General features: G+C 64.8%; 13 protein-coding genes. 6 read left to right on the top strand and 7 right to left on the bottom strand.

The features are described 5' to 3' along the window. The first annotated feature begins 14 nt into the window (after positions 1-14). On the top strand, positions 15-2,141 hold the full coding sequence (gene scpA / locus HCZ97_RS12490; protein ID WP_167689048.1) for a methylmalonyl-CoA mutase: 2,127 nt from the start codon (positions 15-17) through the stop codon (positions 2,139-2,141). A gap of 42 nt (positions 2,142-2,183) precedes the next feature. Here scpA and HCZ97_RS12495 read toward each other — a convergent pair whose 3' ends face one another. Both HCZ97_RS12495 and HCZ97_RS12500 read right to left on the bottom strand, forming a co-directional pair. Further along, entirely contained in the window at positions 2,184-2,612 is a 429-nt protein-coding gene (locus HCZ97_RS12495) for a cupin domain-containing protein (protein ID WP_167689049.1), read from the bottom strand. A 10-nt stretch (positions 2,613-2,622) separates the two neighbouring features. Then, a complete protein-coding gene (locus HCZ97_RS12500; RefSeq protein WP_167689050.1) occupies positions 2,623-3,267 on the bottom strand; it encodes a TetR family transcriptional regulator C-terminal domain-containing protein in 645 nt (214 codons plus the stop codon). Between the two features lie 226 nt (positions 3,268-3,493). On the opposite strand from HCZ97_RS12500, the gene HCZ97_RS12505 reads away from it, so the two are divergent. The 3 genes from HCZ97_RS12505 to HCZ97_RS12515 all read left to right on the top strand — a co-directional run bounded on the left by HCZ97_RS12505 (position 3,494) and on the right by HCZ97_RS12515 (position 5,206). Continuing rightward, on the top strand, positions 3,494-3,982 hold the full coding sequence (locus HCZ97_RS12505) for a GNAT family N-acetyltransferase (protein WP_167689089.1): 489 nt from the start codon (positions 3,494-3,496) through the stop codon (positions 3,980-3,982). Between the two features lie 43 nt (positions 3,983-4,025). Beyond that, positions 4,026-4,706 carry a molecular chaperone DjiA gene (locus HCZ97_RS12510; protein ID WP_167689051.1) on the top strand — a complete coding sequence of 227 codons (681 nt, stop codon included), beginning with the start codon at positions 4,026-4,028 and terminating at the stop codon, positions 4,704-4,706. Between the two features lie 71 nt (positions 4,707-4,777). Next, positions 4,778-5,206, top strand: a complete 429-nt coding sequence (locus tag HCZ97_RS12515; RefSeq protein ID WP_167689052.1) for a hypothetical protein — start codon at positions 4,778-4,780, stop codon at positions 5,204-5,206. Here the strand turns inward: HCZ97_RS12515 and HCZ97_RS12520 are convergent, their stop codons facing one another. Genes HCZ97_RS12520 through HCZ97_RS12535 form a run of 4 tightly spaced genes read right to left on the bottom strand, consistent with a single transcriptional unit; the run spans position 5,207 to position 10,862 of the window. Beyond that, positions 5,207-6,760, bottom strand: a complete 1,554-nt coding sequence (locus tag HCZ97_RS12520; protein ID WP_167689053.1) for a Ppx/GppA family phosphatase — start codon at positions 6,758-6,760, stop codon at positions 5,207-5,209. Between the two features lie 52 nt (positions 6,761-6,812). Beyond that, entirely contained in the window at positions 6,813-8,993 is a 2,181-nt protein-coding gene (locus HCZ97_RS12525) for an RNA degradosome polyphosphate kinase (RefSeq protein ID WP_167689054.1), read from the bottom strand. Between the two features lie 54 nt (positions 8,994-9,047). After that, a complete protein-coding gene (locus HCZ97_RS12530; protein WP_167689055.1) occupies positions 9,048-9,746 on the bottom strand; it encodes a chromosomal replication initiator DnaA in 699 nt (232 codons plus the stop codon). Positions 9,747-9,749: 3 nt separating this feature from the next. Then, on the bottom strand, positions 9,750-10,862 hold the full coding sequence (locus HCZ97_RS12535; RefSeq protein WP_167689056.1) for an AI-2E family transporter: 1,113 nt from the start codon (positions 10,860-10,862) through the stop codon (positions 9,750-9,752). Positions 10,863-11,008: 146 nt separating this feature from the next. Here HCZ97_RS12535 and proS point away from each other — a divergent pair, with 146 nt between their 5' ends. Further along, positions 11,009-12,346: a proline--tRNA ligase gene (gene proS, locus HCZ97_RS12540; protein WP_167689057.1), complete on the top strand. Its 1,338-nt coding sequence runs from the start codon at positions 11,009-11,011 to the stop codon at positions 12,344-12,346. A 327-nt stretch (positions 12,347-12,673) separates the two neighbouring features. Beyond that, positions 12,674-14,143, top strand: a complete 1,470-nt coding sequence (locus HCZ97_RS12545; protein WP_167689058.1) for a globin-coupled sensor protein — start codon at positions 12,674-12,676, stop codon at positions 14,141-14,143. A 93-nt stretch (positions 14,144-14,236) separates the two neighbouring features. On the opposite strand, the gene HCZ97_RS12550 is transcribed toward HCZ97_RS12545, so the two are convergent. Continuing rightward, positions 14,237-15,166, bottom strand: coding sequence for a glyoxylate/hydroxypyruvate reductase A (locus HCZ97_RS12550; RefSeq protein ID WP_167689059.1), 930 nt, complete (start codon positions 15,164-15,166; stop codon positions 14,237-14,239). Between the last annotated feature and the right edge of the window lie 62 nt (positions 15,167-15,228).

The raw sequence follows: 15,228 nt of genomic DNA on the forward strand, positions 1-15,228 counted from the left end.
CCGGGAGGAACGCGATGAAGACGCTCAAGGACTGGGAAGAGCTGGCGAAGAAGGAACTGCGGGGCAAGCCCCTGGAGGATCTGACATGGAACACGCTTGAAGAGATCCCGGTCAAGCCGATCTACACGGCCGAGGATACCGAAGGGTTGCCGCAGATGGGCAACCTGCCCGGCTTCGGTCCCTTCACCCGGGGCGTGAAGGCCACGATGTACGCCGGTCGCCCCTGGACGATCCGGCAATACGCGGGCTTTTCCACCGCCGAGGAATCCAACGCCTTTTACCGCCGCAACTTGGCCGCCGGTCAGCAGGGGGTTTCCGTGGCCTTCGACCTGGCGACGCACCGGGGCTATGACAGCGATCACCCGCGCGTGGTGGGCGACGTGGGCAAGGCGGGCGTGGCCATCGACAGTGTCGAGGACATGAAGATCCTCTTCGACGGCATCCCGCTTGAGAAGGTCTCGGTCTCCATGACCATGAACGGGGCGGTGATCCCGATCCTGGCCAGCTTCATCGTGGCGGGTGAGGAACAGGGCGTCAGCCGGGCGGATCTGTCCGGGACCATCCAGAATGACATCCTGAAGGAGTTCATGGTCCGCAACACCTACATCTATCCGCCCGAACCCTCGATGCGGATCATCTCGGACATCATCGAATACACCAGCAACGAGATGCCGCGGTTCAACTCCATCTCCATCTCCGGCTATCACATGCAGGAAGCCGGCGCGAACCTGGTGCAGGAGCTGGCCTATACGCTGGCGGACGGGCGCGAATACGTGAAGGCGGCGATCGAGGCCGGGATGGACGTGGACAAGTTCGCCGGGCGGCTGAGCTTCTTCTTCGCCATCGGCATGAACTTCTTCATGGAGATTGCCAAGCTGCGCGCCGCGCGCACCCTGTGGCACCGCATCATGACGGAGCAGGGCGCGCAGTCCGAACGTTCCAAGATGCTGCGGACTCACTGCCAGACCTCCGGCGTGAGCTTGCAGGAACAGGACCCCTACAACAACGTCATCCGCACCGCCTACGAGGCGATGAGCGCCGTTCTGGGTGGCACGCAGTCCCTGCACACAAACGCCCTGGACGAAGCCATTGCGCTGCCCACGGATTTCTCTGCACGCATCGCGCGCAACACCCAGCTGGTGCTGCAGGAAGAGACCGGCGTGACCAAGGTGGTCGATCCGCTGGCGGGCTCCTACTACATCGAAAGCCTGACCAACGAGCTGGTGGAAAAGGCCTGGGCCCTCATGGAAGAGGTCGAGGAGATGGGCGGCATGACCAAGGCCGTGGCCTCTGGCATGCCGAAGCTGCGGATCGAGGAATCCGCGGCAAAGCGCCAGGCGCTGATCGACCGGGGCGAAGACGTGATCGTGGGCGTCAACAAGTACCGCAAGGACAAGGAAGACCCGATCGACATCCTGGATGTCGACAACGTCAAGGTGCGCGAAAGCCAGGTCGCGCGGCTGGAGAAGATCCGTGCCACCCGCGATGACGCCGCCTGCACGGCGGCGCTCGAAGAGCTGACACGACGTGCGAAGGAAGGTGGAAACCTGCTTGAGGCGGCGGTGGAAGCCGCGCGCGCCCGGGCCTCCGTTGGAGAGATCAGCATGGCGATGGAGAAGGAATTCGGACGGCACCAGGCCGAGGTAAAGACCCTGGCCGGGGTCTACGGGGCGGCTTACGAGGGCGACGCGGATTTCGCCGCCATCCAGAAATCGGTAGAGCAATTCGCCGAGGAAGAGGGGCGGCGGCCCCGGATGCTGGTGGTCAAGATGGGCCAGGACGGCCACGATCGGGGGGCCAAGGTGATCGCCACGGCCTTTGCCGATATCGGGTTCGACGTGGACGTTGGGCCGCTGTTCCAGACACCGGAGGAAGCCGCGCAGGACGCCATCGACAACGATGTGCACGTGATCGGGATCAGCTCCCAGGCGGCGGGGCACAAGACGCTGGCCCCGCAGTTGATCGCGGCGCTGAAGGCGCAGGATGCAGAGGATATCCTGGTCATCTGCGGCGGCGTGATCCCGCAGCAGGATTACGAGTTCCTCAAGAAGGCGGGTGTGAAGGCCATCTTCGGACCCGGCACCAACATCCCGACGGCGGCTCAGGATATCCTGACGCTGATCAGGGCGGCGCGCAGCTGATGCCCGCCCCCGGCTGCCCAGCGGGCGGCCGGGCAGATTGGTTCAGCGCCCGGGGGCCCAGCCCTCGGGGGCCATTTCCCAGCCGTCGAAGGTGAAGGCGGGCGAGACGACGCAGCTCACCAGCGTCCAGCCCTTCACGGCGAAGGAGGCCTGCCAGACCCCGCGCGGGATGTAGTGGCTGGGCCTTTGGCCCGCGACCACGTCCAGCCCCAGCCAATGATCCCGGGGCGTGTCGCCCTCGCTTGCGGCGGTCTGGCACAGCAGGGGCGCGCCGGCGTGGAAATACCAGGTCTCGTCGCAGTCGATCCGGTGCCAGTGTGAGCTCTGGCCCTCTTCCAGCAGGTAGTAGATCGCAGAGATGCCGGGCCGCGTGCCGCCGGTCCATTCCGGTTGCCAGGTATCCAGGTGCCATCCGCCTTCGGGGTGCGGAGTCATGCCGAGGGTCTTGATCAGGGTGTGCGGGTCGGTCATCGGGGTCCTTTCAGGCACTGTCCGGTCTGAGCCCTCTTAGAAGGGTCGCCGCCAGCGTATCGCCTGCCGTGTCGAAATCCGACTGCCTCAGCTTGTCGACCTCAAGCACTGTCGCCGCAAGGGTGTCACATTCAGCGTAAAACTGCGTCGCTGACCACAGGGCGATCAGGAAATGCCTGGGGTGGACCGGTCGGATGCGCCCTTGATCGATCCAGGCTTCGACCACCCTGATCTGGCGCATGGCCACCTCTCTGAGGAAAGCGTTCATCTCTGGCGTCAGATGCTGCCCGCCGGCGATCATCTCCGTCAGCATGACCCGGGCCTCTGCCGGGTAATCGCGGGACTGGTTCAACTTCACCCGGACGTATTCCTCCAGGCAGGTGAAGGGGTCCTTGTTCGGGTCAAGGACGCTGATTGCCTCTTCCCAGATGCCGACCATCCTTTGCAGGACGGCCTGATAGATGTCTTCCTTGGTGCCGAAGTAGTAATAGACATTGGCCTTCGGCAGGTCTGCCAGTTCCGCGATTGCCGCCATGCGCGTTCCGTCATAGCCCTTGCGCGCGAAGATTTCCGTCGCGGCCTCCAGGATGCGAGAGATGTTCTGGTTCCGGATGTTCAGGGCTTTCTGGCCAGGCGGGCTCTCGGTTGTTGTCATGGTTCCTCCCAGTTTGGCCCATTGTGCCGCAATATTGCCCAGATGACACCTGCCTGTCTTTCGTTCGTGACCCCGGAGGGGACCCCTTGACCCCACGGTATGCAAAAGAGCGGCATCGGCCACGCCCTGCAGCGCCGCGTCACGGGCGCTCTTGCCATTCCCGCGCGGGATTGAATTATGGCGCCGAACCCCTTTCTGACAGGAGCGCCCCCTGACACCCCCGGCCCTGACGATCCGCCCCGCTGAACCCCGTGATTACCCCCGTATCCTTGCGATCTGGCGACCCTTTTACCGTGAGACCACGGTGACCTTCGCCTCCGAGGAAAAGACCGAAGAGACGCTGCCGCTCTATATCGAAACCCGTCGCAGCCAGGGGCGCGAAACCTTCGTGGCAGAGAGGGTGGGGCAGGTCCTGGGATTCGCTTCCTATGACCAGTTCCGGGGCGGAGACGGCTACGTGCACGCGATGGAGCACACGATCATCCTTGCGCCTGAGTCCCAGGGGCAGGGGGCGGGCCGGGCCCTGATGCAGGCGATCGAGGGGCACGCCAGAGAGGCCGGGGCCCATGTGATGGTTGCCGGCGTCTCCGCAGAGAACGCCACCGGTATCGGTTTCCACGCCGCCATCGGTTATGAAGAGACCGGGCGCATGCCGCAGGTCGGGCGCAAGTTCGACCGCTGGCTGGATCTGGTGCTGATGCAGAAGTTGCTGTGATGTCGCGCTGACAATGCCGCGTCACCGGGATAGGGTAGTCCTCATGTCGATCTGGTCCCGCATAATCGAAGCCCTTCGCGCCCTGTCAAAGGGTGACTCCCTCTCCGTGGTCTTCGACCATCTGCGGGGGCCGCGCGAACGCTCCGTCGCCTTCACCATTGCCGTCATTGCCCTTGGTGCAAAGATGGCCAAGGCCGATGGCCTGGTCACGCGCAACGAGGTCACGGCCTTTCGCGAGGTCTTTCAGATCCCGCCCGAGGACGAGGAAGGCGCGGCCCGTGTCTTCAACCTGGCGCGCCAGGACGTCGCGGGCTTCGAGGATTACGCGGAGCGCATCGCCCGCATGTTCAAGGATGACAGCCCGGTCCTGTGCGACCTGATGGAGGGGTTGTTCCACATCGCCGTGGCGGATGGCGATTACCACGACGCGGAAGATGCCTTCCTGTCCCGCGTGGCAGAGATCTTCGGCCTGCCGCAGCACAAGTTCGAGGTGCTGCGCGCCCGCTTCGTGCCGGATGCCAAGCGCGATCCCTACACGGTTCTGGGCATCTCTCCCGATGCGTCGATGAAGGAAATCCGCGCGGCCTGGTCGCAGGCGGTGCGTGAAAGCCACCCGGACCAGATGGTCGCCCGCGGGGTGCCCGAGGAAGCGGTGAAGATGGCGGAGCGGCGGATGGTGGATATCAACCGCGCCTGGGACGAAATCCAGCGGATCCACGCCTGAGCCGGACGCCCCCTGGCGCCCCGCATCGCTTGGGGCTTTGAGGAATCCGCGACCCGCCCTATATCTTGGTCATGAAACAGCTCATCCTGACCCTCTCGCTTCCCCTTGCGCTCGCCGCCGCCACGCCCGCGCTGGCCCAGGAGGACGGGCAGGCCGCCCCTCTTCAGGAAGAGGCCGCTCCCCAGGCGGAGGCGCAGGATAACGACGACAAGATGCGCGATGGTCTGCGGCTTTTCCTTGATGGGTTGTCAGAGGGGATGGACAGGACGTTCGACGGGCTTGGCGACAAGGCGGAAGAGGCCGCACCGGCGCTGCGCGACTTCATCGCCCGGCTTGGCCCTGCCTGGCAGGAGCTTCTGGGCGATATCAAGGACTTCTCTGATTACGAGGCGCCGCAGATCCTGCCCAACGGGGATATCCTGATCCGGCGCAAGGACGATGCCCCGGTCTATGTGCCGCCCGAACCCGGTGAGAACCCGGACGGCTCCGTCGACCTCTGATCAGCGTCGCCGGCTGGCGCTTTTCAGCGAAACCTCCGCGTTCAGCGAATTGGCTAGGGAGCGGAAGCGCGCCTCGGCGACCTCTCCGAAAAGCGGCCAGGCCGAATCGGTCAGCTCCAGCTCAAGCACCTTCTTCTTCGGATACCAGCGCATCTGGCCGATCTCCGTATCGCGCTCAGGCCATAGCATCGCACCAAAGCGCATGGCCTTGCCCAGGATCTCTGCCTGAAGCAGTTCTTCCTCTGGCAGCAGGTTGTAGAGCCGCTCGAAGGGCGTGCCGTTGCGGTTGTTCTTGTAGCGATGCAGCAGGGCCAGACCCAGGTAGATCCGTTCGGCATGCTTCAGGCCGCCCAGGTTGGCGCGGGTGGCATTGTCAAAGCAGACCTCGGCCCGGTAATCGGGGTGGGCACGCCAGGTCACGTCATGCAGCAGGCAAGCGGCCAGTGCCAGGCGCTTGCGCTCCGGCTTGGCCGACCGGAAGATCGGTTCGATGAACCGGTAGAGCGCCCGGCCAAAGCCCGGCAGGCGGGCATCCTTCTTCTCTGCGAAGCGGCAGGCCTCGATCAGGGGATCGCGGTCGCGCAGCTTCTGCGGCATCTGCTCGTACAGCAGCCCCTCGCGGATCCCGTAGGAGGAGATGGCGATGTCATGGGGCTTGAACTGGCGTACCACCTCAAGCAGCACCTCAGAGGCAAGCGGCACCAGGTTCATCCGGGTCGAGGACAGCGAACAGCGCTTGCGCAGGGCATCGGGGTTCTCTGAGGCGATGTAATCCACCGTGGCGCGGACCGATTTCGCGGTCATGCGGTATTCGTGCAGCACGTGCAGCGGATAGTTCTGCCGGTCCATGTCGATCCGGGCGATGGCCCGCCAGGAGCCGCCGACAAGGAACAGCCGGTTGCGATCAACCTCGATCGTCTCTGCCAGCTTGGCGACCTCTTCCTTGATGTAGCTGCGCCGCGCCTTCTTGGAGCCCTTGATGTCCTGCAGCTTCAGCGGCCCAAGCTGAGAGGTCTCGCGTTCCAGGACCTCTCCGTCGTGGATCCGCGCCAGCTCCATGGAAGAGCCGCCGATATCGCAGATCAACCCATAGGCGCCGGGCCAGCCCAGCAGAACGCCCTGGGCGGACAGGCGGGCCTCTTCCCGGCCATCGATCACGTAGACCTTCAGGCCGGTCGTGCGCGCGACCTCGTCCACGAAATCCTGCCCGTCTTCGGCTTCGCGCACGGCGGCGGTGGCGACGGCAGAGAGCGGCGTGGCATCCATGCCCTGGGCAAGAAGCTGGAAGCGGTGGATCGCGGCCAGGGCGCGCTTGCGCCCTTCGGGGTTCAGGCGGCCGGTCTCTGACAGGCCGGCGCCCAGGCCGCACATGATCTTTTCATTGTAGAAATAGGCGGGGCTACGGGCCGCGCCATCGAAGACCACGAGCCGGACGGAGTTGGACCCGACGTCCACAACGCCAACCCGGCTAAGGGCGCGGGCTTCGGGATCATCGAAGAGAGGCCGGCCAAAGGGCCCCCAATCGGCTGGAAACTGTGGGTCTTCCCCGTCCATGTCGGCGGTCCCTGACTTGCTGTTCGTTTATTGCGCCGCGAAGCGGGCCGGGTCAACCGGCCTGCATCTCTCGGGTGAGATGTGGCACATCTGCGGCACCCGCGCTTCCCCGCCCCGAGAGAGAGGGGTTCTCCATGAAGAACCGGTGGCAGTTGAAGCCCTTTCCATCGGCAGGCACCTCGTTGCGGCGGAAGCTTCCGTCGGGCTGCATGACCCAGCTCTGTGCCTCGTCATGCAGGTTGGCGGCCATGATCTGGTGCACGATCTGGTCCTTCACCGTCTGGGTCTTGCATTCGATCAGGGTCTCCACCCGGCGGTTCAGGTTGCGCCCCATCCAGTCGGCGGAAGAGAAGAACACCCGCGCCCCGGCCGAGGGCAGCCCGTGCCCGTTGCCGAAGCAAACGATGCGCGAATGCTCCAGGAAGCGCCCGATGATGCTTTTCACCCGGATGTTGGGCGAAAGCCCCGCGATGCCGGGTCGCAAGCCGCAGATGCCCCGGATCACCAGGTCCACCTGCACCCCGGCCTGGCCAGCACGGTAGAGCGCGTCGATCATGTCGCTTTCGATGAGGGAGTTCATCTTGGCCCAGATCGCCGCGGGGCGCCCGGCCTTGGCATGGGCGATCTCCTGGTCGATCATATCGATCATGTCCCGCTTCATCATCAACGGAGAGATGGAGAGGTTCTCAAGCATCTCGGGCTGGGCGTAGCCGGACAAGTAGTTGAAGACCCTTGCCGCATCCCGGCCCAGCCCCACGTCGCAGGTGAAGAAGCTGAGGTCGGTGTAGATCCGCGCGGTGATCGGGTGGTAATTGCCGGTCCCGAAGTGGGAATAGGTCACCAGCTCGCCCTTTTCGCGCCGCACGACCGAGCTGATCTTGGCATGGGTCTTCCAGTCGACGAAGCCGTAGACCACATGTGCGCCGGAGCGTTCCAGCCGCCGGGACTGCTGGATGTTCGCGGCCTCGTCGAAACGCGCCTTCAGCTCCACCAGCGCGGTGACGGACTTGCCCTCCTCGGCAGCCTCGCAGAGCGCTTCGACGATGGGAGAGTTCTTGGAGGTGCGGTAGAGCGTCTGCTTGATCGCCACCACGTCGGGATCCCGCGCGGCCTGCTGCAGGAAGCGCACCACCATGTCGAAGGTCTCGTAAGGGTGGTGCAGCAGCATGTCCTTCTGCCGGATGGAGGCAAACATGTCGCCGTCGTGATCCTGCACGCGCTCGGGCACCCGGGGCGTGAAGCGGGGCCACAGCAGGTCCGGGCGGTTGTCCAGCACCAGTTCGGACAGGGCAGAGATACCGATCAGCCCGTCGACCTCGATCACCTCTTCGTCGATCACCCGCAGTTCCCGCTTGATGACACGTTGCAGCGGCGCCGGCGCCCCGGAAGAGATCTTCAGCCGCACGACCTCGCCGCGGCGGCGGCGTTTCAGGGCGGTCTCGAATTCGCGCACCAGGTCTTCGGCCTCTTCCTCGACCTCCAGGTCGCTGTCGCGCAGCACGCGGAAGGTGCAGGATCCGGTGGCGCGGTAGCCGGGGAACAGCCGTTCCAGGTGGACCATGACCAGCTCTTCCAGGGGCAGGAAACGCTGGCGCCCGGCCTCTGCGGGCAGGGCGACGAAACGGTCGATCTGGTGCGGGATCGGCAGCAGGGCCTGCAACGCGCGGCGGTCGCGTTTGCGTTCCAGTTGCAGGGCCAGCGAAAAGCCGAGGTTGGGGATGAAGGGGAAGGGGTGCGCCGGGTCGATGGCCAGCGGCGAGAGCACCGGGAAGACCCGGTTCAGGAAGACATCCCCCAGGAAGGGCAGGTCGTCTTCGCGCAGGTCCTCGCGCGACAGGATGGAGATCCCGGCCTCGTCCATAAGGCGGCGCAGATCCCCCAGGACCTTCTGCTGGTGCTGCATCAGGTTGCGCGCGTTCTCGTTGATCTTCACCAGCTGCTCTGCCGGCGTCAGCCCGTCATCGGAGGGGTTGGTGCTGCCAGCCTTGGCCAGCTCCCGCAGGCCGGCCACGCGGACAGTGTAGAATTCATCGAGGTTGGCGGCAGAGATCGAAAGGAAGCGCAGCCGCTCCAGCAGGGGCACGGCGGGGTTCTCCGCCTCTTCCAGGACCCGCCAGTTGAAGCCCAGCCAGCTGAGTTCGCGGTTGAAGAACCGCTTAGGGCCGTCGCGTTCCTCTGCGGGGATCTCAACGGGCTGAGGGGTGGGGGTATTCAAGAAGTCTGCTTCTGTCATCGCGCTTTCCGCCGCTGCTGGCGCAAGAGGGACCGGATCGGGCAGGACCTTGGCCTAGGGGGCATTGTCGTCTCCGGCCAGCCGTTTGAGGACCCGTGTCGCCATGGCCCGTGTCACCGGGCGCTGGTCGGCCAGGGACTGGGCGTCCAAGGCTTCGGCCACGTGGCGGACCATGCGAAAGGACCGCTCGATCCGGGGCAGCAGGTAGGGGATCACGTCCGGGCTGGGCATGATCTGGCGATCGGTGAAGAACTTGATGAACAGCGCGAAGAGCAGGGCATCGTCCGGGGCGGCCAGGCTGACCGCGGGGGCGGCCTGCATCCGGCTGTCCAGGTCCGGCAGGGTCAGCCCCCAGGCGGCCGGGGCCTCCCGTCCCGTGACCAGCAGCCAGTTCCCCTCGGCCAGGACAAGGTTGTGCAGGTGGAACAGCGCCTCTTCGGCCACCCAGTCCCCGGCGATTTCCGGCACGTTCTCAACCGCGACGGGGCCGCGGGAGATGTCGGGGATATCGGCGCGCGTCAGCTCCCGTGCGTCCAGAAGCGAGGCATCGGCCTTGCGCGCCCAGATCCGGGTCAGATGGGTCTTGCCCGACCCTTCAGGCCCCCAGAGCGCAACCTTGTTGGCGCTCCAGCCTGCGGGCCAGTTGTCGAGCATGGCAAAGGCGACCTCGTTGCCGGGGCCAAGGATGAAATCCTCTTTGCCCATCGCCTCGGTCGGAGACAGCAGGGGCAGGATGGGCTGTGACTTCGGCATGGCTCAATCCGCGGCTTGTTGCGCCTCGGGTTTGGCGCTCTCTTCGCTGTCGGGGCAGGGGGCCCCCTCGGATCCCGTGTAGAGGGTGCTGCGCTTGTATTGCGCGATGAGGTAACGCGCAATCACCCCCAGTGCGGCGGCAAGCGGCACGGCGGCCAGCATCCCGACGAAGCCGAAGAGCGAGCCGAAGGCAGAGAGCGCGAAGATCAGCCAGACCGGGTGCAGCCCCACCGAAGAACCGACCAGGCGGGGGGTCAGGAAGTTGCCCTCGACCATCTGGCCGACCACGAAGATCCCGGCGACCGCGCCGATCATCACCCAGTCGCCCCAGAACTGGAACAGCGCCAGCCCGATGGCCATGGTCCCGCCGACAAGCGAGCCGACGTAGGGGATGAAGGTGACAAGCCCGGCGAAGGCACCGATCACCAGGCCGAACTGCAGCCCGACGATCATCAGCGCCACGCCGTAGAAGCTGCCCAGGATCAGGCAGACGGAGCCCATGCCCCGGATGAAGCCGGCCAGCGTGTCGTCGATATCCCGCGCAAGCTGGCGGATCGTGGGGGCATGTTCGCGCGGCAAAAGCTCGTCCACGCGGGCGACCATCCGGTCCCAATCATAGAGCAGGTAGAAGGCCACCACCGGCACGATCACGAAGAGCACGACGATGTTGATCAGCGAACCCACTGAATTCATGGCGGTATCCAGCAAGGCCCCGCCCTTGGATTGCAGGGTGTCTCCGATCGAGCCAAGGGTCGTGCGCAGCACGGAATCTTCCCGTGTCAGCTCTGGGAAATGCTGGGTGATGAAGGCCTGGAGCTTGTCCAGAAGCTCCGGCGCTGTGTTGAACAGCTGCATGGTCTGGTTGATCAGCGTGGGCAGCACCAGCAGCATCAGCACCACGAAGACCAGCAAGGCCACCAGGGTGATGATCGTGGTCGCCAGCGCGCGCGAGGCGCCCCAGGCTTCGATACGGTCCGCGACGGGGTCCAGGAAATAGGCGATGGCCGCGCCCAGCAGGAAGGGCATGATCACATCCCCCAGCCACCAGAGCGCAAAGATGAACACCGCTGCCGCGATGCCCCAGTATTTCAGTTGCTGGCGTACGGGCAGGGCCAAGGATTGCACTCCTCTTTTCCCCTATCTCACCTTGCGGGGCGCAGAATTCAACCCTCATGACGGCTTGGTGCCCGCAATACCCATTGCTCGCGGGGGTGCAGTCCAATAAACCAAGCGCTGACCAGAACCGAGAGGCCCTCAGCCACATGCGCTTGTCCCGCTACTTCCTGCCCGTCCTCAAGGAAACCCCCGCCGAGGCGCAGATCGCCAGCCACCGGCTGATGCTGCGCGCGGGCATGATCAAACAGTCCAGCGCCGGGATCTATTCCTGGCTGCCTCTGGGCTACAAGATCCTGAAAAAGATCGAGAATATCGTTCACGAAGAACAGGTGCGCGCCGGGCATATCCCGATGCTCATGCCGACGCTGCAAAGCGCCGACCTGTGGAAGGAAAGCGGGCGCTACGACGCCTACGGCCCGGAGATGCTGCGCATCCGCGACCGCCAGGACCGTGACATGCTTTACGGTCCCACGAACGAGGAAATGATCACCGATATCTTCCGCAGCTACGTGCGCTCCTACAAGGATCTGCCGCTGACGCTGTACCATATCCAGTGGAAGTTCCGGGATGAGATTCGCCCGCGTTTCGGCGTGATGCGGGGCCGCGAGTTCCTGATGAAGGACGGCTATACCTTTGATTTGACGAAGGAAGATGCGCTGCACGCCTATAACCGTCACCTGGTCAGCTACCTGCGTTCCTATGAGCGGATGGGGCTTCAGGCGATCCCGATGCGGGCCGATTCCGGGCCGATCGGTGGCGATGACACCCATGAATTCCTGGTGCTGGCCGAAACCGGCGAATCCGAGGTCTTCTATGACAGCGAAATCACCGATCTGACCTTCGGCGAGCGCGAGATCGACTATGATTCCGTCGAGCAGTGCCAGGCGGTGATGGAAGAATTCACCAGCCGCTACGCGCGCACCGATGAGACCCACGACGAAGCCGTCTGGGCCGATGTGCCGGAGGACCGCCGCCGCGTGGCCCGTGGCATCGAAGTCGGCCAGATCTTCTATTTCGGCACCAAGTACTCCGAGCCGATGGGCGCCGTGGTCCAGGGTCCGGATGGCAAGCAGGTGCCGGTCCACATGGGGTCCCACGGGATCGGCGTCAGCCGCCTGATGGGCGCGATTATCGAAGCAAATCATGATGATAAGGGCATCATCTGGCCCGAGGGCGTGACCCCCTTCGACGTCGGGATCGTCAACCTGAAGTCCGGCGACGAAGAGGCCGACGCGGCCTGTGAGGCGCTCTACGCGAGCTTCGTCAAGCTGGGCCTGGACCCGCTTTACGATGACCGCAACGAACGCGCCGGCGGCAAGTTCGCGACCATGGACCTGATCGGCCTGCCCTGGCGGATCACCGTGGGTCCGCGCGGCCTGAAGAACGGCGTGGTGGAGCTGACCAGCCGCCGGACCGGCGAAAGCGAAGAGCTGCCGCCCGAAGAGGCCGTGGCCAAGATCGCGGCGATCTACGGCAAGCAGTGAACGCCACCTAACGGCGTTACAGGGATCAGAAGGCGGGCCTTGGCCCGCCTTTTTCATGTCCGGAGGGCGGGGGGCGAGAGGGGCTGAAAACCCCGTCGGTACCGCGTCTGTTTTGCGTCGGTATCACGTCGGTATTACGTCGGTGCGCTCCGCACGCTGGGTTACCGGATGGTTAGGGCGGCGTGGGGCAGGATGCGGGGGCGACTCAGGGAGGGCCCGGCCGGCAAGAGGGAAAGTCGCTTCAATCCAAGGTGTCGCAGCGGGTCGAAACCTACTGTTAAGGCCGGGGCTGCTAGGCAGTTTCAACGGCTACCTTGGGAAGGCGCAATGGCACTCAGTTTTGACGAACGGCTTCGGTTCTTTGCATTGTCAGAGACCGACCGCCAGATCATGATGGAGATCCGCCCCCTTGTCGAAAGCAAGATCGACCCAGTGCTGGACCGATTCTACGATTTCGTAAGGGCAGAGCCGGTGCTGAGCGATTTCTTCCGAACCGAAGAGATGATCAGCCATGCGCGCGAGCGCCAGAAGCAGCATTGGCACCTGCTGCTGTCGGGCGAATTCTCTCAATCCTACATCGACAGCGCCAGAATGATCGGAGAGGTCCATTACAAGATCCAGCTGCCGTTCTCCTTCTTCCTCAGTGCCTATAGTCGGGTGACCTCAAACGTGGTGGACATGCTGGTTCGCAACGCCGGCGCCCTGGGCAGCCGCAAGTCCCTGTCCCGTCGCATCGGAATCGTGAACCGGGCCTTCACGCTGGATGCGGAGATGGTCATCGACAGCTACTTCAGCGCCCAGGCGCGGGACCGTGAAATCGCGCTCGACTATATCGCCAACGGCCTGTCGGACCTGTCCAACCGGGATTTCGGCTACGTCATCCCGGCCCCGGAAGACAGCGATTTCTCGGAAGGCTTCAACAACCTGCGCGAACATTACAACGGCGCCGTCCACAACCTGTCAGAGGCCATGGGCGTGGTCGGGCGCACGGTGGAGCGGCTAAGCTCTCTTACCGCGGAGATCTCTCAAAGTGCCACCAGCCTGACGACCCGCACGGAAAGCCAGGCTGCCACGCTTGAACAGACATCGGCCGCGCTGCGCATCCTGACGAACAAGGTGCGAGAGACCGCCGAGCGCGCCACCCGCGTCGATGAGACGGTGTCGGAAGCCAGCCAGAGCGCGCAGGATTCCTCGGACGCGGTGCAATCGGCGATGGAGGCGCTGGAGCAGATCCAGGAAGCCTCGGCCGAGATGGGGCAGAAGGTCAGCGTGATCGACGACATCGCCTTCCAGACCAACCTGCTGGCGCTGAATGCCGGGGTGGAGGCCGCGCGGGCGGGCGAGCAGGGCAAGGGCTTTGCCGTGGTCGCCTCTGAAGTGCGCGCGCTGGCGGGCCGGTCGGTGAATGCCGCGACGGAGATCAACGAGCTGATCGAGCGCAACAGGGAGATCATCACCAACGGCGTCAACAAGAACGCCCAGGTCAACGAGGTGCTGACCGCCATCGTGACCAGCGTGAACGACGTGATGACCCTGGTGTCCGAGATCACGACCTCTGCCAAGGAGCAATCGGTCTCCATCTCCGAGATCAATTCGGCCACCAACGACCTTGGCAACGTGACCCAGACCAACGCGGCCATGGCTGAACAGACGACGGCGGCGATGCATATCGTACAGCAAAGCACGGCAGAGCTGCAGCAACTGGTGATGAGCTTCTCAGGCGGTCAGACATCTGCTGTCCGGGGCGGCGACGTGGCGATGTTCGACGGCCGGGACGGGGCGGAATGGGTGGCCTGAGGGGGCCAAGGGAACCTTAACGGAAGATCGCAGGACAGGCCCCGCAGCGGGGGCCTGCCGGTTTCTGGGGCCCTCAGGGGCCCCCGTAACAGGTCAGTAGCCGCGGCTGCGGTCGACCTGGAACAGGCGCTCTTCGCCGGCTTCGCTGCGGCGGATGTTCTCTGCCACGACCTCGGCCGCGGTGGTGGCGCGGGTTTCGGCAGCGATATGCGGGCAGACGGTGACGCGGGGATGCGCCCAGAAGGGATGCGCGGGGGGCAGGGGCTCTTCCCGGAAGACATCCAGCGTGGCGCGGTGGATCTGCCCGCTGTCGAGCGCCGCCAGAAGGTCCTGATCCACGATCAGCGGGCCGCGTCCGGGGTTCAGGATCACCGCTCCACGCGGCAATTGCGCAAGGCGGTGCGCATCCAGCAGGTTCTCCGTTTCCGGGGTCAGCGGCAGCAGAAGCACCAGGATCTGTGCGGTGGACAGGGCCTGGTCCAGCCCCTCCGGCCCGTGCAGGCAGGTGATCCCCTCAACCGCACGCGGGCTGCGCGACCAGCCGGTGACGGGGAAGCCAAGCTGCGCCAGGGACTGGGCGCAGGCCGCGCCGAGCTCTCCCAGCCCCAGCACGGTCACGGGGCGTTCCTGTGCCAGCGGGGGCACGTAGCGCGCCCAGGAGCCGTCCTGGTGATCCAGGAAGTGGTCGATATCCAGGTGGTGGCGCAGCGCGTGGCCGGTGACCCATTCCACCATACCCCGGGTCAGCCCGTGATCAACCATGCGGCAGAGCGGCTGGGTCAGCGTGGTGTTGCCCACGATCTTCTCCACCCCGGCCCAGAGGTTCAACACGGCCTTGGTGTTCACGTAGGGGGTGAAATCGGTCAGCTCGGAGGCCGGCGCATAGACGATGTAGTCGACCTTTTCAGGGGCGAAGTCCCGGCGCAGGTCGACCGCCAGCCCGGCGGCGTCGAAGGCGCGGCGCAGGGGGGCTTCGTATTCCTCCCAGGTGGGAGAGGTGGCGGCATAAAGGACGTTGATCATGGGGGGCTCCTTGCGGGTTTGGGCCGAAGGTAGCCAGTGGGTGGACGGGGCGCAAACCGATG

Source organism: Pseudooceanicola sp. HF7 (assembly GCF_011806405.1).
In the GTDB taxonomy this organism is placed as follows: Bacteria; Pseudomonadota; Alphaproteobacteria; order Rhodobacterales; family Rhodobacteraceae; genus Pseudooceanicola.

Excerpts from the sequence above, each read along its gene's own strand:
- scpA (WP_167689048.1), top strand. The coding sequence starts at position 15 with ATGAAGACGCTCAAGGACTGGGAAGAGCTGGCGAAGAAGGAACTGCGG.
- HCZ97_RS12495 (WP_167689049.1), bottom strand. The coding sequence starts at position 2,612 with ATGACCGACCCGCACACCCTGATCAAGACCCTCGGCATGACTCCGCAC.
- HCZ97_RS12500 (WP_167689050.1), bottom strand. The coding sequence starts at position 3,267 with ATGACAACAACCGAGAGCCCGCCTGGCCAGAAAGCCCTGAACATCCGG.
- HCZ97_RS12510 (WP_167689051.1), top strand. The coding sequence starts at position 4,026 with ATGTCGATCTGGTCCCGCATAATCGAAGCCCTTCGCGCCCTGTCAAAG.
- HCZ97_RS12515 (WP_167689052.1), top strand. The coding sequence starts at position 4,778 with ATGAAACAGCTCATCCTGACCCTCTCGCTTCCCCTTGCGCTCGCCGCC.
- HCZ97_RS12520 (WP_167689053.1), bottom strand. The coding sequence starts at position 6,760 with ATGGACGGGGAAGACCCACAGTTTCCAGCCGATTGGGGGCCCTTTGGC.
- HCZ97_RS12525 (WP_167689054.1), bottom strand. The coding sequence starts at position 8,993 with ATGACAGAAGCAGACTTCTTGAATACCCCCACCCCTCAGCCCGTTGAG.
- HCZ97_RS12530 (WP_167689055.1), bottom strand. The coding sequence starts at position 9,746 with ATGCCGAAGTCACAGCCCATCCTGCCCCTGCTGTCTCCGACCGAGGCG.
- proS (WP_167689057.1), top strand. The coding sequence starts at position 11,009 with ATGCGCTTGTCCCGCTACTTCCTGCCCGTCCTCAAGGAAACCCCCGCC.
- HCZ97_RS12545 (WP_167689058.1), top strand. The coding sequence starts at position 12,674 with ATGGCACTCAGTTTTGACGAACGGCTTCGGTTCTTTGCATTGTCAGAG.
- HCZ97_RS12550 (WP_167689059.1), bottom strand. The coding sequence starts at position 15,166 with ATGATCAACGTCCTTTATGCCGCCACCTCTCCCACCTGGGAGGAATAC.